The 18,512-nt window shown below is 60.7% G+C and carries 14 protein-coding genes; 4 read left to right on the top strand and 10 right to left on the bottom strand.

What is annotated here, in order from left to right; genetic code table 11:
* Positions 1-15 precede the first annotated feature (15 nt).
* The 3 genes from R3F00_RS07840 to R3F00_RS07830 are packed head-to-tail and all read right to left on the bottom strand — an operon-like array spanning position 16 to position 3,651.
* A complete protein-coding gene (locus R3F00_RS07840; RefSeq protein ID WP_371281221.1) occupies positions 16-525 on the bottom strand; it encodes a hypothetical protein in 510 nt (169 codons plus the stop codon).
* On the bottom strand, positions 522-1,976 hold the full coding sequence (locus R3F00_RS07835; protein WP_371281220.1) for a DUF1501 domain-containing protein: 1,455 nt from the start codon (positions 1,974-1,976) through the stop codon (positions 522-524). The genes R3F00_RS07840 and R3F00_RS07835 overlap by 4 nt, the downstream gene beginning before the upstream one ends.
* A 10-nt stretch (positions 1,977-1,986) precedes the next feature.
* A complete protein-coding gene (locus tag R3F00_RS07830; RefSeq protein ID WP_371281219.1) occupies positions 1,987-3,651 on the bottom strand; it encodes a DUF1800 family protein in 1,665 nt (554 codons plus the stop codon).
* Between the two features lie 304 nt (positions 3,652-3,955).
* On the opposite strand from R3F00_RS07830, the gene R3F00_RS07825 reads away from it, so the two are divergent.
* Positions 3,956-7,771 carry a two-component regulator propeller domain-containing protein gene (locus R3F00_RS07825; protein ID WP_371281218.1) on the top strand — a complete coding sequence of 1,272 codons (3,816 nt, stop codon included), beginning with the start codon at positions 3,956-3,958 and terminating at the stop codon, positions 7,769-7,771.
* A 21-nt stretch (positions 7,772-7,792) separates the two neighbouring features.
* Here the strand turns inward: R3F00_RS07825 and R3F00_RS07820 are convergent, their stop codons facing one another.
* From R3F00_RS07820 to R3F00_RS07810, 3 genes are all read right to left on the bottom strand, one after another.
* On the bottom strand, positions 7,793-9,322 hold the full coding sequence (locus tag R3F00_RS07820) for a DUF3369 domain-containing protein (RefSeq protein WP_371281217.1): 1,530 nt from the start codon (positions 9,320-9,322) through the stop codon (positions 7,793-7,795).
* Positions 9,323-9,530: 208 nt separating this feature from the next.
* Entirely contained in the window at positions 9,531-10,688 is a 1,158-nt protein-coding gene (locus R3F00_RS07815) for an isovaleryl-CoA dehydrogenase (RefSeq protein ID WP_371281216.1), read from the bottom strand.
* A gap of 56 nt (positions 10,689-10,744) precedes the next feature.
* Positions 10,745-11,845, bottom strand: a complete 1,101-nt coding sequence (locus tag R3F00_RS07810) for a Glu/Leu/Phe/Val dehydrogenase dimerization domain-containing protein (protein WP_371281215.1) — start codon at positions 11,843-11,845, stop codon at positions 10,745-10,747.
* Between the two features lie 365 nt (positions 11,846-12,210).
* Between R3F00_RS07810 and R3F00_RS07805 the strand changes: the two genes are divergently transcribed.
* Entirely contained in the window at positions 12,211-12,819 is a 609-nt protein-coding gene (locus R3F00_RS07805; RefSeq protein WP_371281214.1) for a hypothetical protein, read from the top strand.
* Positions 12,820-12,852: 33 nt separating this feature from the next.
* Here the strand turns inward: R3F00_RS07805 and hflD are convergent, their stop codons facing one another.
* From hflD to R3F00_RS07790, 3 genes are all read right to left on the bottom strand, one after another.
* A complete protein-coding gene (gene hflD, locus R3F00_RS07800; RefSeq protein WP_371281213.1) occupies positions 12,853-13,476 on the bottom strand; it encodes a high frequency lysogenization protein HflD in 624 nt (207 codons plus the stop codon).
* Positions 13,477-13,573: 97 nt separating this feature from the next.
* The gene (mnmA, locus tag R3F00_RS07795) at positions 13,574-14,668 is read right to left on the bottom strand and encodes a tRNA 2-thiouridine(34) synthase MnmA (protein WP_371281353.1); all 1,095 of its coding nucleotides are present in this window, start codon (positions 14,666-14,668) and stop codon (positions 13,574-13,576) included.
* A gap of 22 nt (positions 14,669-14,690) precedes the next feature.
* Complete coding sequence (locus tag R3F00_RS07790; protein WP_371281212.1) at positions 14,691-15,137, bottom strand: NUDIX hydrolase; 447 nt, start codon at positions 15,135-15,137, stop codon at positions 14,691-14,693.
* A 187-nt stretch (positions 15,138-15,324) separates the two neighbouring features.
* On the opposite strand from R3F00_RS07790, the gene clpS reads away from it, so the two are divergent.
* On the top strand, positions 15,325-15,651 hold the full coding sequence (clpS, locus tag R3F00_RS07785; protein WP_371281211.1) for an ATP-dependent Clp protease adapter ClpS: 327 nt from the start codon (positions 15,325-15,327) through the stop codon (positions 15,649-15,651).
* 47 nt (positions 15,652-15,698) lie between these two features.
* Positions 15,699-17,975 (top strand): ATP-dependent Clp protease ATP-binding subunit ClpA, encoded by a 2,277-nt coding sequence (clpA, locus tag R3F00_RS07780; protein ID WP_371281210.1) that lies wholly within the window; start codon positions 15,699-15,701, stop codon positions 17,973-17,975.
* 217 nt (positions 17,976-18,192) lie between these two features.
* On the opposite strand, the gene infA is transcribed toward clpA, so the two are convergent.
* Complete coding sequence (gene infA / locus R3F00_RS07775; RefSeq protein ID WP_092409181.1) at positions 18,193-18,411, bottom strand: translation initiation factor IF-1; 219 nt, start codon at positions 18,409-18,411, stop codon at positions 18,193-18,195.
* Positions 18,412-18,512 lie beyond the last annotated feature (101 nt).

Here is an 18,512-nt window from a genome sequence, read left to right as displayed (position 1 = left end):
CTTGCCCAGCCGCGATCAGGGGCGCGGCTCGAATCCGCCGAAGAAGATGAAGTCGGTCTGCTGATAGGGCGCGCCAAGCATGATCCAGTCGAAAATGAGCGCCTGCTCTTCCAGCGGGATGGGCGGGCGCCCGCGCGGCATGCGATCGCCCACATTGGGCACGTCGCAGTTGAGTTTTTCGAACAGAACACTGTTCAGCGGTTGCCCGGGGACGACCAGGAACCGGCCTGGCTGGCCATTGGAAGGCGCATTGACGAGATTGTCCCAAGAGAACTCGGGATCGAGATCCAGATCGCCCGACGGACTGCCGCCGTGGTCGACGTGGCAGTTCGAGCATCGATTGGCGAACAAGTCCTGGATGGTCGTGGTGTAGTCGATATTCCAGGTGATCGGGATGCTGGCGATGCTCTCGCAGCCGCTCGCGGCGATGGCCGGCGTGCTCGATACCAGTGCCATGGCCAGGGCAAGACCCGCACCGCGAGCGATTGAAGTCTGCACGGTGATGTTCGGCGAGCGATTCGTCAAGACTGCATGAACCCGAGATTGTTCGAAGAGAAGTTCGGCAAGTTCGGGAAAATCGTGTTGAGGTCGGTGGTCGAGGTGACCCCCATCCAGTTGGCGAGCGTGGCAGCCATCTGGTCAACGCTGGTCGAGGGAATGAACTGGCCTCGACTGAGACTGACCGGCCCGTTCAGCGTCTGGTCCGGGAAGGCGCCGTAGAGCTGACCGCCGTTGACCTTGCCGCCCATGATCATGTTGACCGAGCCCCAGGCGTGGTCCGAACCGTTTCCGTTGGTCGACAGGGTGCGGGCGAACTCGCTCATGGTGAAGGTCGTGACCTCATTCTGCGCGCCAATCTCTCCGAGCGCGGTCCAGAATGCACCGAGTGCCTGCGAGACACGCGTCATGTAGGCGGCGTGTCCACTGGAGCCCGTGCTCATGAGATTGTCATGCATGTCGAAGCCGCCGAGACGCACATAGTAGATCTGACGCTGATGCTGCACGTCGAAAGAGGTGGCGCGGGACAGCTTGATCATGCGCGCGACCATCTTGAGCTGGTTGGCCAGCGATTCGTTGGGAAAATCAGTGGCGACGTTTCCGATTCCGCCGGATTCCAGACCGGTGCTCAGCAAGTCGTACAGGCTGCGCGAACGCGCAAATACAGCCTTGTACTCTTCCTGGTACGGCGAGGGATAACTCGCATCAAGCAGGAGCTGAAGCGCGCCGCGCCGCGCTGCACCGGAACTGCTGGTTCCGGTCATGCCGGACAAGCCGGACAGGCCGCTTGAAGACATCTGGTAGGGGAATGTGTTCGCGCCGACTTCGAAGCGATTGCCACCCCCTATCGATATGCAGGGGGAAAGCGTCTGGTTGAGGTTGTTGGTGCGCACGAGATCGGCAACCTGACCACCCCAGCCACGCGCAGATGGTGTGGTGCGACCGATATGCCACAGGTTTTCCTGGTCGCTGTGAGAATAGAGCTGGGGCGGGCGCAGCGCTGGCGTCGAGTTGTATTCCGCCTTGGTGATCGGCTGGATCAGGGGTCCGATATTGTTGACGAAGGCGAGCTTGCCCTGGTTGTACAGCGAACGCAGCCCGGGCTGACTGGGTCCGGTGCGGTCGATCGTGCTTGGATGCAATGCATAGCTGCCACCGGCACCGCTGATCTGGGTCCCGCTCAGCGAATTTCGGGGAATGGCCAGTCCGCCCGGGTTGGAGCTTGCGTTGTAGACGCCGCTGCGCGACTCCTCGTAAACGTCGTAGCGTGCCTGGTCGTAGGGCACGAGAAGGTTCCATGCATCGTTTCCGCCAGCCAGATAGACACAGACCAGGGCCTTGTAGCCGGGAACGGTAGTCTGGGCCAGGGCACTGCTGATCAGGTTGAGCTGGGGCAGCAGTGTCGATGCGCCACCGGCGCAGATCGCACAGGAGAGTTGGCGCAGGAAATTTCTACGGGATGTGGATTCGCCGCTCATGAGACTGGCCTCAACGTTGCACTGCGTATTCGGGGGAAAGAGCCGTCACGTAGATCACAGTGCGTGCCTTTTCATTTGCGGATGTACCATTCATGAAGACCAGCATGTTGATCAGCGCATCGCGCATCATTGTGGACATGCTGCCGTACATCATGCGCTTGTTGACCTCGTCGACCATGGCTGCAGGATCCGAGGACAGTGCCTCAAGCGGCGCGAGGTTGAGCAGGGGCCGGTTGCTAGGCGGATTGGACATGCCGACATAGCTGTTCCAGCTGTAGGTGTAGTAGCTGTTCGAGCTGGAGGTCAGGCTGCTTTCGTTGAGGGTCTGGAATTCCGGAGAGAACAGACCTGCGTCTGCGATGGCGCCCGGTTGCTGGTAGTCCGGCTCGAAGAAATTGAACACCGTATCGGCACCCAGCGGACGCTGGCCGAATGTGCCGCTGGGGTTGGTCATGCCCATCGGGATATTGCCGTACTCGTCGGCTGCCGGCATCTGCGCGTCCCAGGCCCGCCACATCGCCGTCAGCTTGAGCATCGGCTCGCGTGGCTTGCCGCTGTTGACGCCTGGTGCATTGCGAGCCTCGGGATCGAGCAGGATCTGCTTGATGACTGCGCTGAGATCGCCGCGCTCGCCGAATCCGTTGTCGTTGAACTTCTGTGCGACGCGCTGGATATAGGCCGAAGAAGGCGAGCTCGAGACGAATCGCTGGATCAGTTGTCGCGAGATGAAGGGCGCGACGTTCGGGTGGGCGAACAGGAGATCGAGACCGTCGGCGACGTCGTCCGGGCAGGATTGTCCGGCCGGCAGCACCGTGCCACCAATCACTGTCTTGGCGGTGACGTCATGTTCACTGGCAATGCATGTCATGCGCAGGTAGGTGTTGGTTCCGTTGCTGATCGTGGTTGCATTGTTGTAGTTGAAGCCCGTGAAGACCTTGGCGTAATTTGTCACCACGCTCTGGTCGTAGGTCGGAATGGGTTGGCCACCATTGAGAATGGGCGTGAAATTGACGTTTCGCTCGATCAGTCCGATCGTGAACAGCTGCATCACTTCTCGTGCGTAGTTCTCGTCAGGCTGGCGCAGTCCGTCGCTGGAGGCTTTCCTGTTTCGAAAATGACTCAGATATTTGCCCATCGACGGATTCCACGTGACGTGGTCGAGCAGTTCTCCGTAGTTTCCGAATGCATTGCGGGCGAGGATGTCCCAGTATTCGCTGACCTGTATCGATTCGCCGCCCAGACTGCTGTTCTGGTCCGAGATCACGAGTATCTGGCTGAGCGCAAACGCGGCGCGCTGGCGTAGCTGGTCGCTGCCGGTTGCTGCGGTATGAAACCAGCGGTCGAGCCGATTGTTGTGGCTGACGCCGCTCTGGTTGGCCGCAAGCCGTGCGTCATTGACCATCTCCATGTAGGTTCGGGCAGAGGTGGCCGGCTTGTTGAATTCCTGCCGCAGCCATTCCGAATAGCCGATCGTGCGCAGGCGCGCAATTTCCGGGATGGTGGGGCCGAAGCTGGCCTGGGTCAGGAAGCGCGCCGCTTCGGCGTCGCTGGCCGGAAGGTCGGTTGGACTCTCGAAACTGCTGCTGAACAGCGGATCATGGAGCAAGGCATGCGCACTTGTGGCGCCAAAAAGCGCAGCGCAGGCCATCAGTCCGGACAACCAGTTCTTTTTCATACGCGATCCCCGAGAGCTTGCTGGACGATACGCCCGAATGAATCATTCAGTGTGTGACGTTCGTCAACAGAATTGTTTGTTGTTGCGTGACGGAATTCCGACTTCCGGATCAGGTTGTGCAAGGACCGCTGGATGCTGACAAAATGCAACGTCCATAGAAGTTTACACGAGCTGGTTGTCGATTGATCCCTGTCTGCCCATGGATGCTGCAAAGCAGCAGATTCTCGCCTTGCTTGTCGCTCGGGTCGCGGAGGTCTAGCCTCTTGGAAATGCGCGCTTCCCACGCCAAGATGCGGTTCGGTTAATGCCTGGTCCATGTCGACCCTTGCTGTTGCTGGCGATGCTCCTGATCGTCTGCGCTGGCACTCCTGCAGAAGCCGACAATGTGCCCGGAATCGACAACATGCATTTCCGGACCTTCGGCACGGCTGAAGGCCTGTCGCAGGCGACAGCGCGGGTCATGGTGCAGGATCCGAGCGGTTTCGTCTGGATCGGAACCCAGGATGGTCTGAGTCGATTCGACGGCTATGAATTCCGCACCTATCGTTCCGTGCGCGACGATCCGTGGTCGCTGTCGCAGAACCACATCTGGGCCCTGGCCTCGGACAGCAAGGGCAGCCTGTGGATCGGTACCCAGGCCGGAGGGCTGAATCGTTATGACCCGGCCCTGGACCGCTTCACCAGCTATCGATCGAATCCGGGCAATCCCAATTCCCTTGGCAGCAACCATGTCACCGCGCTGCTGGTCGATCGGGATGACCGGGTCTGGGTAGCCACTTCCGGTGGCCGAATCCAGTGGTTCGATCGGGAGGCGTCGAATCTCGTCGACACGCCGATCAAGGCAGCGGCGGAATTGCGACTGGTTCGCTCGATAATGCAGTCGGCAGATGGCGGGATATGGTTCGGCGCCAGAGACGGTTTGTGGCGAGTTGACGGGGATGGTCGTGGACTGCGCGAGATTCGTGCCGGCAACCTGACGCCGCTGGATGTGCATGCCATTGCCCAGACCCCGGATGGCGATATCTGGGCCGGTACCGCCGAGTCGGGTCTGTATCGGCTGGACGCGGCCGGCACCCTCAAGCAGTACTACGGCGCGCGAATGGACGGCGCCGGTGACGGGCTGCCCGATCCGGCCATCCGGGCACTGCTGGCCGACCCCGATGGCGGACTCTGGATCGCCGGAAACAGCCGCGGTCTTTCGCATCTGGATCCGGCCACCGGTCGGTTTCAGCACTACCTGCACGACCCGTCACGCCACCACACGATAGCCGCCAATCGCCTGTCGGCCCTGCTTCGGGGCAGGGACGGCGACCTGTTCGTAGGCAGCTGGGCAAACGGTTTCTCGGTCCACAGTCCCCGCACCGAGGCATTCACGCGCATCGAGAGCGTGGCCGGCAATCCGCTGACCCTGCCGTCCCGCCTGGCGTTGACGGTATGGGGAGACCCTGACGGTACCCTGTGGGTGGGTGTGCTGGAGGGCGGAGGACTGGTCCATCTTGATCCGCAGCGGGGCGTGATCGACCGCTACACGCATGATCCGAAGGTGCCGGGTTCGCTCTCGCACGACTTTGTGCAGAACATCATGAGAACCCGCGACGGCAGCCTGTGGGTGGCCACGATTGGCGGCGGCATCAATATCCTGCGTCGCGGCAGCTCCACGTTCGAACATATTCGACACGACCCGGACGATTCCGCCAGCCTGGCCGAAGATTCCATTCTCTACATGTATGAAGATCGTGTCGGCACGATGTGGATAGGAACAGCCAGCAAGGGGCTCGATGAGCGCTGCGCGACCTGCAAGGGCTTCGTTCACCACAGGCATGATCCTGAGAATCCGGACGATCCCCGAAGAATTGGCGGGGACGCGGTCGGTACGATCGTCGAGACACCTGCCGCGGAATTGTGGTTGGCACTGCGCGCAGGCGGTCTCGACCGCTACAACCGAGAAGCAAGACGATTCGACCACTTCCATTTCAACAGGGACGACAGCACGTCGGTGGGCAGCGATGCGATTTCGACACTGAGTGTCGATTCCAGCGGCGAGCTCTGGATCGGCACTCAGGGGGGCGGCATCAGTCACCTTCTGCCAGGTTCGGAAATGTCTCCGCGGTTCGAGACCTTTGGCAGCAGGGAAGGGCTCGCGGCAGAAGCGATAGGCGCCATTCTGGAGGATTCGGAAGGCTATCTCTGGATGAGTACAACGGCCGGAATCAGTCGTTTCGATCGCAGAACCGGCCGCTTCATCAACCTGGGTCCCAACGATGGCACGCTTCCTGGTGGCTACTGGATAAACGGCGCGACGCGGCTTCCGGGCGGATTGATCGTATTCAGCGGCCTTGAAGGGATCAGCATGTTTGACCCGGCCCAGGTCAGCCTGCCACCGCCACCGCAACCACTGGCAACGCGGCTGCTCTTGCAGAACGTGCCGGTCGAGTTGAGTTGGCGCGACCCCGATTCACCGCTGGATACGAGCCTCTGGCTGGGCGGCAAGGTTTCCTTGCGTCATTACGACGACAACGTCACCTTCGAATTCGCCGCTTTCGATTTTTCCGACCCGGAATCCATTCGCTACAGCTATCTGCTCGAGGGCCATGATTCGCAGTGGATCGAAACAACCGCATCCCGTCGTTTTGCCACTTACACGGATTTGCCATCCGGTAGCTACCGCTTGCGCCTGCGCGCGCGTCATGATGGCGAGGACTGGGTAGAGCTGGAACCCGGCGTCGATGTGCGTGTCGCGCCGTCCCCATGGGCATCGCCGCCTGCGTTTGTCGGCTACTCCATGGGCACGTTGGCGCTGGCCTGGCTGGTTGCCCTGCAGGTGCGCAGGAGTGTGCGCCGTCGGATGGTCGCGCAGGAAAGCATCCGGCAGAGTGAGGAAAGACTGAAGCTCGCGCTATGGGGCAGCGGCAGTGAGCTCTGGGACATCGATCTGCGCAGCGGTCGCATGCTTCGTGAGAACAAGCTGGAGTACTTGGCGGCAACCGAAGAGGCCGTGGATTCTACAATCGATTCCTATCGCCCCTTCGTGCACAAGGACGATCTTGCCGGCTTCAATGCCGCGCTCACCGCGCACTTGAAGGGTATCGCCCCCTCTTTTGAATCGAGCTATCGCACGCTGAACCTCGATCATGATTGGGTCTGGGTGCTGACGCGCGGTCGGTTGGTCGAACGCGATGCCGAGGGATACGGCCTGCGCATGGCCGGTACCACCCACGACATCAACGCGCTGAAGCATGCCGAAGAGGCGTTGCGTCGGCTCAACGAGGAACTCGAACTGCGTGTCGAACGAAGGACATCCGACCTCAGCACCACCAACCTTGAACTTCAGCAGACCCTGGATCGTCTGACCCTGACCCAGCGCCAGCTGCTCGAGGCGGAAAAGCTCGCTTCACTGGGCGGTCTGGTCGCCGGCATCGCTCACGAAATCAATACGCCAATAGGCATTGGTGTCACCGCGGCATCGCACTTGAACGAAGAGGCGCGGCAATTGTCCCGCTTGCTGGAGAATGGCGAGCTCAAGCGCTCCGATCTGGAGCGATTCGAGCACGCTGTCGTCGAAGGCGCTCAGATCATCCTGCGCAACTTGCAGCGCGCTGATCGATTGATAAGGAGCTTCAAGCAGGTCGCCGTGGACCAGTCGACCGAGGATCGCAGGGTTGTCGAACTGGGCGCGTGCGTCAGCGAGATTCTTACCACGCTGGGTCCGACCCTCAAGAAGACGCCGCATACGATTGCCTTGAGCTGTCCTGAACCCGTGGTTTGCGAAACATCGCCCGGAGCGCTGTATCAGATCATGAGCAATCTGGTCATGAACTCGCTGCTCCACGCATTCAGCAATGAAAAGCCGGGAAAAATAGAGATCAGCATCTACCAGCATGAATCTGGCATTGTCATCGACTACAGCGACGATGGCTCCGGCATGGACGAAGTTGCGAGTGCGCGAATCTTCGATCCCTTCTATACGACCCGGCGCGGCTCTGGCGGCTCCGGCCTGGGCATGCACATCGTCTACAACCTGGTCACCCAGGTATTGGGCGGCACCATCGTGGTAAACAGCGCGCCCGGCGAGGGAATCCGGATCTGCATCCGCTTCGATGCCGGCAAAAAGGTCGATTAGGGTCGCGTTGGGGGCAGCGCTTCAGAAGTCGGGCATTTCCTTGCGCAATGCGGCGATCTCGTCCCAGTTCTCGAAGAGAAGGTCGGTCAGTGCCGGGTCAAACTTGAGGCCGCGCTGCGACTTGATGAATTTCCTGATTTCATCGTCCGACCATGGCTCCTTGTAGCAACGGCGGCTGCCCAGCGCATCGAAGACATCGGCCAATGCCGTAATTCTGCCGGCGATCGGAATTTCCGATCCGGCCAGACCACGCGGATAGCCGGTGCCATCGAAATTTTCGTGGTGGGTCATTGCGATTTCCGTTGCCATCCTGAATGCCGGACGCTTTGTCCCTGCAAGCAGCCGGGCACCGATCTCGGCGTGGGTGCGCATGATCACGGTTTCTTCGGGCGTATGCGCACCAGGCTTGTTGAGGATGGCGTCAGGTATGCCAATCTTGCCGATGTCGTGCAATGGCGCGGCATAGTTGAGCAGCTCGCAGGTTTTTTCATCGAGTCCATGCATGCGACCGAGCATGGAAGCGAGGATGCCGACGCGGCGCACATGATTCGCCGTCTCCTTCGAGCGCGTTTCGGCAGCACCCGCCAGCAGATAGACCATGTCGAGCTGGCTGTCGAACAGCTCCTGATTGAGGTGCATGTTTTCATAGGCAATCGAGACATTGCTGCAGAAGACCTGCATCAATTGATGCGCATGCTCGTCCAGACGGTGCGATTCGCCGACGTACAGCAAGGCTTCGGTGGCATCGCTGTCGGAGAAATGCAGCACATAGTGATCGTCGGAAAAGACGTGCTGCTTGCTGCTGAACGCACGCTCCAATGACTCCACCATGTGCTGCGGCAGTTTCTCTTCGGCGTTGCGCGACAGATAGCGTGAAAACTGGCCGCTCGCCGCCGTGACCTGGAAATGCTCCGGAAGCTTGCCGTTCGGATGTGCGATCCGGCAACACAGTGCGCCGCCTTCAACTCCGATCAACTCGGTCAGCTTGGACAGGACTACCGAGGCGAAGTGTTGCGGGTGGTGGTGCGAGAAGACTTCGGATGAGGCCTTGATGACTACTTCAAGACCTCGTCGACTTGCTTCGATGGTGCGCATGTCGCGGTAGGCGCGCAAAGCCGAGTAGAGCGTGGTCGCGAGCTTCTGTGCGGTCAGCTCGGTTTTTTCCTTGTAGTCGTTGATGTCATAGGCAGCCACGATCTCGTGTTCGGGAGCCTGGCCTGGTTGGCCGGTACGCAGGACGATGCGAACGAAATGATTGTCCAGTCGCTCGCGAATGGTGCGGACGAGTTTCAATCCGGCCTGTTCGGTTTCCATCACGACATCAAGCAGGATGACTGCGGTGTCGGTGTGCTCGCGAAGCAGTTTCTCCGCCTCGGCACTCGAATACGCGCTGATCAGCTGCAGCGGACGATCGGCGAAGCGGAAATTGCCGAGTACAAGACGGGTAACCTGATGGACTTCGGGCTCGTCATCGACGATCAGTATCTTCCACGCGGGTGCTGCCTTGGTCGGCTCCGGTGAAAAATCCAGGTTGTCGTCTATCAGCCCCATAAAGACCCTCGTGGCTGCTGACTGCAGTCTACTCCAGCTGAACGAGATGTCGACTGATTGGATGTACTGCCTTGCAGATCAGACGGGACAGGGCGATAGCGCGTATCCGGGCCATGCGACCGGAAAAGGTCTTGATGCCGGTTTCCCGGCAGGACTGTGAATCCGAGCCAGGAGGGTCTCGGGATTCGCTGCCTTGCGGCCCCGAGCCTCAGCTCTTGCCGTGGAACAGCTCGCGGCCGATCAGCATGCGCCGAATTTCGTTGGTGCCGGCGCCGATCTCGTAGAGTTTCGCGTCGCGCAGCAAGCGCCCGGCGGGATACTCGTTGATATAGCCATTGCCACCGAGTGCCTGGATGGCCTCGAGTGCAACCTTGACCGCGTTCTGCGATGCATGCAGGAGGCAGGATGCCGGATCGATGCGCGACTTCACTCCGCGGTCGAAATCCTGGGCGACCATGTAGGCATACGCACGGGCGGACTGAAGATCGGTATACATGTCCGCAATTTTCGCTTGCATGATTCCGAAGGTGCCGATTGGAGCATTGAATTGCTTGCGTTCCCGGACATACGGGACGACCAGGTCCATGGCCGCCTGCATCAAGCCGATCGGACCGCCAGACAGGACCAGGCGTTCCGTATCCAGGCCGCTCATCAGCACGCGCACCCCTTCATTGACCTGGCCGACGATGTTTTCGGCAGGTATTTCGCAATCCTCGAATACCAGTTCGCAGGTATTGGATCCACGCATGCCGAGCTTGTCGAGCTTTTGCGCAGTGGTGAAGCCCCTCATGCCCTTCTCGACGATGAACGCCGTCATGCAGCGCGAACCGGCCGGCTTGGGGGCTGTACGCATGTAGACCAGCAGGACATCCGCGTCAGGTCCGTTGGTGATCCACATCTTCGAACCGTTGGCGACCCAGACATCGCCTTTCTTGTCGGCCTTGCAGGTCATGGATCCGACAACATCCGAACCCGCACCGGGTTCGCTCATGGCCAGCGCACCAATCCACTCGCCACTGCAGAGTCTGGGCAGATACTTGCGCTTCTGTTCGTCGCTGGCGTTGTTGTTGAGGTTCTGCACGCACAGGTTCGAATGCGCGCCGTAGGACAATCCCACGGAGCCGGAAGCACGCGAGATTTCCTCGAGAGCGACAACATGTGCAAGATAGCCCAGTGCCGAGCCGCCGAACTCCTCGGTCACGGTGATGCCGAGCAGGCCCATTTCGCCAAGCTTCTTCCACAGATCGTTCGGGAATGCGTTGTCCCGGTCGATCAGGTCGGCCCGCGGCGCGATTTCCTTTTCGGCAAACGCCCGTACGGCTTCGCGCAGGGCTTCGAGGTCTTCGTCGAGCTTGAACGGTTGCATGGTCGGGATCCGGTCGGTGGGTTGCAGGCGGTTGGCTCTTCCTTGCGCTTTCTGGCCTAGTTGCCGCGGCGCCCGTGGAAGCTTGGAGCCGTTACGCCAAGGTGTGGCAGACGCAACTTGCCGATGGTGGCGATGCGTTCTTCCGCAAGGCGATCCGCAGCGAGGTAAGTCGGGATGCTGTCGCGCTTGGCGATCTCGAAGATCCGGCTGACGTTCTGGTAGATGGTACGCATCATGCGCATCGCACGCTCGCGATTGTAGCCATCGATTTCCAGCGAGATGTTCATTACGCCGCCGGCGTTGACGGCATAGTCTGGAGCGTAGAAGAGCCCGCGGCGGGAGACCTCATCGCCGATCTGGTTGCTGGCAAGCTGGTTGTTGGCCGCACCGCAGATGACCTTGCACTTCAGCCTCTCCAGCGTCTCCTCGTTGATGGTGCCGCCCAGGGCGCACGGGCTGTAGACGTCGGCGTCAGTGTCGTAGATTTCGTCGAGGCCCACGGCGATGCAGCCGTGTTCATCCACTGCGCGCTCGACCAGTTCCTTGCTGATGTCGGTGACGTACACCTTGGCATCATGTTCACGCAGCAGCTTGATGAATTCCATGCCGACGTGCCCCGCACCCTGTACCGCATAGCTGTACTTGCCGACATCTTCATTGCCATAACAGGCATTGAGTGAAGCCAGCAGACCCTGGAGAGTGCCGAAGGCAGTGAAAGGAGAGGGGTCGCCGGATCCACCGTGAACCTGGTGAACGCCGGTCACGAACGAGGTCTCGCGGAATACCCATTCCATGTCGTTGACGTCGATACCGACATCTTCCGCCGTAATGTAGCGACCATTCAGTGAATTCACGAAACGGCCGAAAGAGCGGAACAGTGCTTCCGACTTGTCCCTGGCCGGATCGCCGATGATCACGGCCTTGCCGCCGCCGAGGTTAAGGCCCGCCACGGCGTTCTTGTAGGTCATGCCGCGAGAGAGCCGCAGCACGTCATTGATCGCCTCCTGCTCACTCTTGTAGGGCCACATGCGCAGGCCGCCCAGCGATGGACCAAGAACGGTGTTGTGGATGGCGATAATGGCCTTCAGGCCGGCATCCTTGTTGTGGCAGAACACCACTTCCTCATGGCCGGTATTGGCGAGGGTTTCAAAGATCATTACGTGCTCCGCGATCAGTAGGTACGCCCGGACGCCGCTGTGCGACAGGTTTCGACTTGATGTCTGGCGTCAAAAAGGTTGGACAGGATATTGAAGAACTTGGGTTTCTGGCGCGATCAGCCGCGCCGGGACGGGTCAGCAGGCGCGTAGTCTATCTGCGCCCATGCATGGCCACAAATGCCAGGGGTGGCAGCAGCGATGAATGGCCGGCATCGGCCCCGGGGTTTCAACCGACCCGCGATCCGGTCCGGCGCGAACAAAACGATTCCCGGCCTGTCCGCAGGCCCGCCGGCGTGCGAGTGCCGGACTTGCGGCCAGGTTGACTTGTAACGCAGGATTGGGGTTTGCCCATCTCTGGAGATGTCATGCGTCACCGCATTGCTGGTCTGGCTGTTGCCTTGCTTGTCGGATGTCTTGGTCTGGTCGTCGCCGCGCCGGCGCTGGCCGATGGAAGTGCCGCCGATGCCCTGTTCCAGGCGCACGAGAAAATGCTCGCTTCGCGTTGTGTGACAGAGTCGGTGACCACGTCTGCTGACGGCAAGGAGAGCCGATCGACAATCGAGTTCGACACGATCAATCGGATGCGCGTCGTCACCGACCAGATGTCCTTCATCATTCTGCCGGAGGGGACCTGGATGCGAAGTGGCGACGGGCAATGGACGAAGCCGCCGATAGACATGAGCGCCATGTTCAAGCGGCTGGTCCCTTCGACCATCGAGGAAATCAGGGCAGGTACGAGCAATGTGAAGGACGAAGGCATGCAGTCCGTCGACGGACGCGAACTGCGTGCCATCAGCTACGACGTCAATACCAAGATCATGGGCATTGCGGTCTCGTCGCGGAACACGGTCTACCTCGATGATTCGGGTCGCATTCTGCGCACCGTCAGCGATGGGTCGGCCATGGGGCACAAGACCCATACGGTTCAGAACATCCGCTACGACGATTCGATTCGCGTCAATCCCCCCGGCTGAGTCATTGGCGGTGCGCTGCACCGCGACGCGGTGTCATCCGCGATCGAGCGTGCAGCGCGCGAGCAGGCCTCGCGCGAGCATGGCGTATTCCTTGCGGCGGACCAGCAAGCGCCACTGGCTGCCGCCCATCTGACGCCAGAGAACGGCGGCCCTGATGCCGGCCAGCAACAAGGACCGAATCTGCTCGACGCGACGCGGGTCGGCCAGATTGGTGGGATTCCCGTGCACGACGATGCGCGGGCTGAGATTGGACAAGGTCTGGCTGTACAGCTCGGCCAGGCGCCCCTGAACGGTAGCGTGGGCCACGCCAAGGTGATCGACCTGGCGCTGGATGGACTCAATGCCTTCGCTGATTTGACGAAGCATGTTCTTGCGCCCGGACAGTTTGCGTTCGAGCCGAAGAACGCCGACCGCCAGCTGCGAGACCGCCACGTTGCGCTCGCTGCTGTCGAGGTTCTCGATCAGAACTTCCATGCCGGTCCTGACTCCGGAAAGCCCGCCGAAGACATCGGCGGCGCTGTCGCTGTCAATGCGGAACAGGCTGGCCAGACTGGATTCGATCGCGGCATTCTCTCCGCGCCCCTCGTTGGCAATGGCACGCACTTGCGAACAGGCCTGGAACACCCCGGCAAGTGCGATGACGCGAGACTCACGCATGAGTTGCTGCCATATCGTTGCGACATGTGGCGCAAGCACGATGTAGTGGAGTTGGGGTCAATGGAGTTTCCGATTCAGGGGTTGCCGATGCTGCAGGTCAGGAAGGGTTGGTCCATCCACCGAACGGCGAATCGCTTCGTTCTATGACGCCACCTCCCAGGCAGACCTCGCCATCGTAGAACACAACGGACTGTCCCGGTGTAACGGCACGCTGGGGTTGATCGAATTCGACCAGGCATCCCTGCTCATCGAGCCGGACCAGGCAGGTCTGATCCGGCTGGCGATAGCGGGTCTTCGCCACACAACGGAATTCGCTGGCCGGGGCGGCGCCGGCCACCCATGTCACATCGCTGGCCTGGAGCCTGCTCGAGAGCAGCCAGTCATTGGCGTTGCCCTGGACCGCGAACAGGATATTGCGGCTGACGTCCTTGCCGACCACGTACCAGGGCTCGCCGGTCGAATCCTGTCGACCGCCAATGCCAAGCCCGCCGCGCTGGCCGAGGGTGTAGTACCAGGCGCCCTGGTGTTCGCCGATCCGGGTTCCATCAGGCGTCCGGATTTCACCTGCGCTGGCCGGGATGTAGCGTCCGAGAAATTCGCGGATATCGCGCTCGCCGATGAAACAGATGCCTGTGGAATCCTTCTTTGCATGGCTTGGCAAGCCGGCCTCGCGGGCGATCCGGCGCACCTCGGGCTTGGGCATTTCGCCCACCGGAAACAGGGTGGCGGCGAGTTGATCCTGCCCCAGCGCATGCAGGAAATAGCTCTGATCCTTGTTGTCGTCGACGCCGCGCAGCAACTGCCAGTACCCGTCCCTGAGTCTGTTCCGGGCATAGTGCCCCGTCGCGATGGTTTCGGCGCCCAGCGTTCTGGCGTGATCGAGGAAGGTCTTGAACTTGATTTCCCGATTGCAGAGCACATCGGGATTCGGCGTGCGTCCGGCGCGGTATTCGGACAGAAAATGCTCGAACACCTGATCCCAGTACTCGCGGGCGAAGTTCCGAGCGTGAAACGGGATACCCAGCCGAGCACAAATCGCAACCGCGTCTTTTCGATCCTCTTCTGCCCGGCACGGGCCGAGACGCTCGTCTTCTTCCCAGTTCTGCATGAACAGACCGGCGACATGCTCGCGCGAGCGCGACAGCAGCAGGGCGGCAACCGAGGAATCGACGCCGCCGGAAACGCCGACCATGATCAGCCCCGTGCCCACGGTCCTAAATCGAAAGAGTGCCGGGGGCCAGCCTGCTGATGCTGTCGAGAGGCAGGCGGCGTCCGCCGAGCCAGTCGTCAATGCTGGACAGTATCAACGGGCTGCGCAGACGCTCTCCAGCGGCGGCTATTTCGTCGCGACTGAGCCAGAGCGCGCGCAGGATTCCCTCATCGAGGGGCAGGGAGGGGTCGTGATCGAGCGCTCGCGCAGCGAACGTGAAGCGGACAAACTGACTTCCGGACTGGGTGCTGGTCCACTGCTGGATGCCGACCAGGCATTCGAGTTCGACATGCCAGCCGGTTTCCTCAAGGGTTTCCCTGATCGCAGCGGACTGGAGGGTTTCGTCCGGTTCAAGGTGACCGGCAGGCTGGTTGATCACGGTCCGGCCATGCACGGTTTCCTCGACCAGCAGGAAGCGGCCATCCCTGGGGACCACGGTCGCGACGGTCACGCGTGGGCACCATACCCGGGGCTCTTCTGCCAGTGTTGTCGTCACTCTTTGCACCATATTCATCGGTGCGAAGTTTACAGGACCGCGCATGATTTCCCGCGACCTCGGGAAATGTTCAGCCCTTGTCACTTGAACCGCGGTCGGCGGAACCTATACTGGATGGCAACAACAGGTCCCATGCAAACCCATGTCCCAACTGCCACAGCACGAAAATGACCACGAGCACGGCCTGGCTGTCGAGGTCGCACCGCCCGAGGTTGCCAAGCCGCCTTTGTACCAGGTGGTTATCCTGAACGACGATTTCACGCCGATGGATTTCGTTATTGTGGTCCTTGAAACGTTTTTCACGATGGATCGCGAGCGCGCCACCCAGGTCATGTTGCATGTCCACACGCGCGGAAAGGGCGTTTGTGGCGTATATACAAGGGAAGTGGCCGAAACAAAGGTGACACAGGTCAACGAGTTTTCCAGGACACACCAGCATCCGTTGCTGTGCACCATGGAAAAATCCTGAGCCACCCCACATATCTCCTGCATCAACCATCCATCGAGGCAAACCGGATGTTCAGCAAGGATCTAGAGCTCACCATCGGCCAGTGTTACAAGGAGGCGCGCGAGCAGCGCCACGAGTTCATGACGGTCGAGCACCTGCTGCTTGCGTTGCTGGAGAATCCCTCCGCGACCCAGGTGTTGCGTGCCTGCAGCGCCGATCTGGACAAGCTGGGTCGCGATCTTCGGTCGATCATCGCCGAAACCGTACCGGTACTGCCGCCCGCAGACGAGCGCGACACCCAGCCCACGCTGGGTTTCCAGCGTGTTCTGCAGCGCGCGGTCTATCACGTGCAGTCCTCGGGGCGGAAAGAAGTGACCGGCGCCAACGTGCTGGTCGCGATCTTTGGCGAGAAGGATTCACATGCGGTCTATTTCCTGGGCCAGCAGGACGTGAATCGCCTCGACGTGGTCAACTACCTGTCGCACGGCATTGCCAAGATCGGCGACGAATCGGGCGAGACCGGCGGTGCCGAGCAGGCTGCTCGCGAAGGTGAGGGCGGTGAAGAGCCGCGTGGCAATCCGCTCAACGAATTCGCCAACAACCTCAATGAACTCGCCAGTCAGGGCAAGATCGACCCGTTGATCGGTCGAGAGCTGGAAGTCGAGCGCACGATTCAGGTTCTCTGCCGCCGGCGCAAGAACAACCCGCTCTATGTCGGCGAGGCCGGTGTAGGCAAGACTGCACTGGCCGAGGGTCTGGCCAAGCGCATTGTCGAGGGCCATGTCCCCGACGTACTCAAGGACGCCACGATCTATGCGCTTGATCTAGGCGCCCTGGTCGCCGGTACCAAGTATCGTGGCGACTTCGAGAAGCGCCTGAAGGCGGTCATCAACCAGCTCAGGAAAGAACCCGGCGCGATCCTGTTTATCGACGAGATCCATACCATCATCGGCGCGGGTTCCGCCTCCGGCGGCACCATGGACGCCTCCAACCTGATCAAGCCGATGCTCGCATCGGGCGAGATGCGTTGCATCGGTTCGACGACGTTCCAGGAATATCGGGGCGTATTCGAGAAGGATCGCGCTCTTGCGCGACGTTTTCAGAAGATCGACGTCGTCGAGCCCACGATTGCCGACAGCGTGGAGATCCTCAAGGGCCTCAAGTCCCGTTTCGAGGAGCACCACCATGTCGAGTACACCAGCGAGGCCCTGCAAGCCGCGGTGGATCTCTCGGTCAAGCACATTTCCGACCGCCTGTTGCCCGACAAGGCCATCGATGTCATCGACGAGGCGGGTGCGAGGCAGCGGCTGCTGCCCGATGATCAGCGCACCGGGACGGTCGATGTGGGCGAGATCGAGTACATCGTCGCGCGCATGGCCCGAATCCCTCCCAAACAGGTCTCGGCGTCGGACCGCGACGTGCTGCGCAACCTCGAGCGCAACCTGAAGATGGTGGTGTTTGGTCAGGATTCGGCCATTGACGCGCTGACCAGTGCGATCAAGATGGCGCGATCGGGCCTGGGCGATCCGAACAAGCCGATCGGCAACTTCCTGTTTGCCGGCCCGACCGGTGTGGGAAAGACCGAGGTGACTCGTCAGCTCGCCCTTCAGCTCGGCGTCGAGCTGGTCCGTTTCGACATGTCCGAATACATGGAGGCGCATTCGGTTTCACGTCTGATCGGTGCGCCTCCGGGCTACGTCGGTTTCGATCAGGGCGGCCTGTTGACCGAACAGATCGTCAAGCATCCGCACAGCGTGCTCCTGCTCGACGAGATCGAGAAGGCACACCCGGATGTCTACAACGTGTTGTTGCAGATCATGGATCGTGGCGCGCTGACCGATACCAATGGCCGCGAGGCCAACTTCAAGAACGTGATCGTCGTCATGACGACCAACGCCGGTGCCCAGGCGGCGGCCCGGCGCACGATCGGCTTTGTGGATCAGAACCATGCGTCCGATGCGATGGAAATCATCCGCAAGGCGTTCACCCCCGAATTCCGCAATCGACTGGATGCCATCGTGCAATTCGGCGCGCTCGATTTCGAGCACATCCTGCGCGTGGTCGACAAATTCCTGATCGAGCTCGAAGTCCAGTTGCAGGAGAAGCATGTATCCCTGGATGTCGATGCCGAAGCGCGCAAGTGGCTGGCCGAAAATGGATTCGATCCGCAGATGGGAGCGCGACCGATGGCCCGGGTGATCCAGGACAACGTCAAGCGGGCGCTGGCGGACGAACTGCTGTTCGGCGAATTGGCCGAAGGCGGCAAGGTCAGGCTGACCGTGCACGACGGCAAGCTCAAAGTCGAATCGGAAGCCGCCGCCAAGCTGCCGGCGGTGGTCGAGTAGTCAGCGCTCGCGCGGGCAGGACAGTTGCCTCTACTTGCGAGAGGGGGTTCTGTCTTGTCGCCCTTCGATGCCGCGTAACCGGTCTGGCTGGCCGCCTTTCCGTCAACGCCCGTAGGCACTGGTCCGGTTTCCCGGGCGTGCCATTCGTTTCCGCCTTGTTGTGCGATCCCGGATCAACGGCACATCCTGTGCTGTCCGGGATGAAGGCATCCTGCCTTCACTTCATGCGGTAGGTGATGCGACCCTTGGTCAGGTCATAGGGAGTCATCTCGACCTTGACCTTGTCGCCGGTAAGAATGCGGATGTAGTTCTTGCGCATCCGACCCGAAATATGGGCAGTGACCACGTGGCCGTTTTCCAGCTTGACGCGGAACATGGTGTTCGGAAGGGTCTCTAGGACCGCACCTTCCATTTCAATGACATCGTCTTTTGACATTTTTCCCTGAGCTTGACACTCGGCGTGGCCGAGAAGGCGCGGAATTCTACACGATCGAGGCCCATCTTATCGACGGGATCGGTCCGAATCCGGATATCTGT

Origin of the sequence: Dokdonella sp., assembly GCF_041395345.1 — a bacterium.
Taxonomy (GTDB): domain Bacteria; phylum Pseudomonadota; class Gammaproteobacteria; order Xanthomonadales; family Rhodanobacteraceae; genus Dokdonella.
The sequence above is the reverse complement of the archived record's forward strand: the minus strand, read 5'-3'. Positions and strand labels throughout refer to the sequence as shown.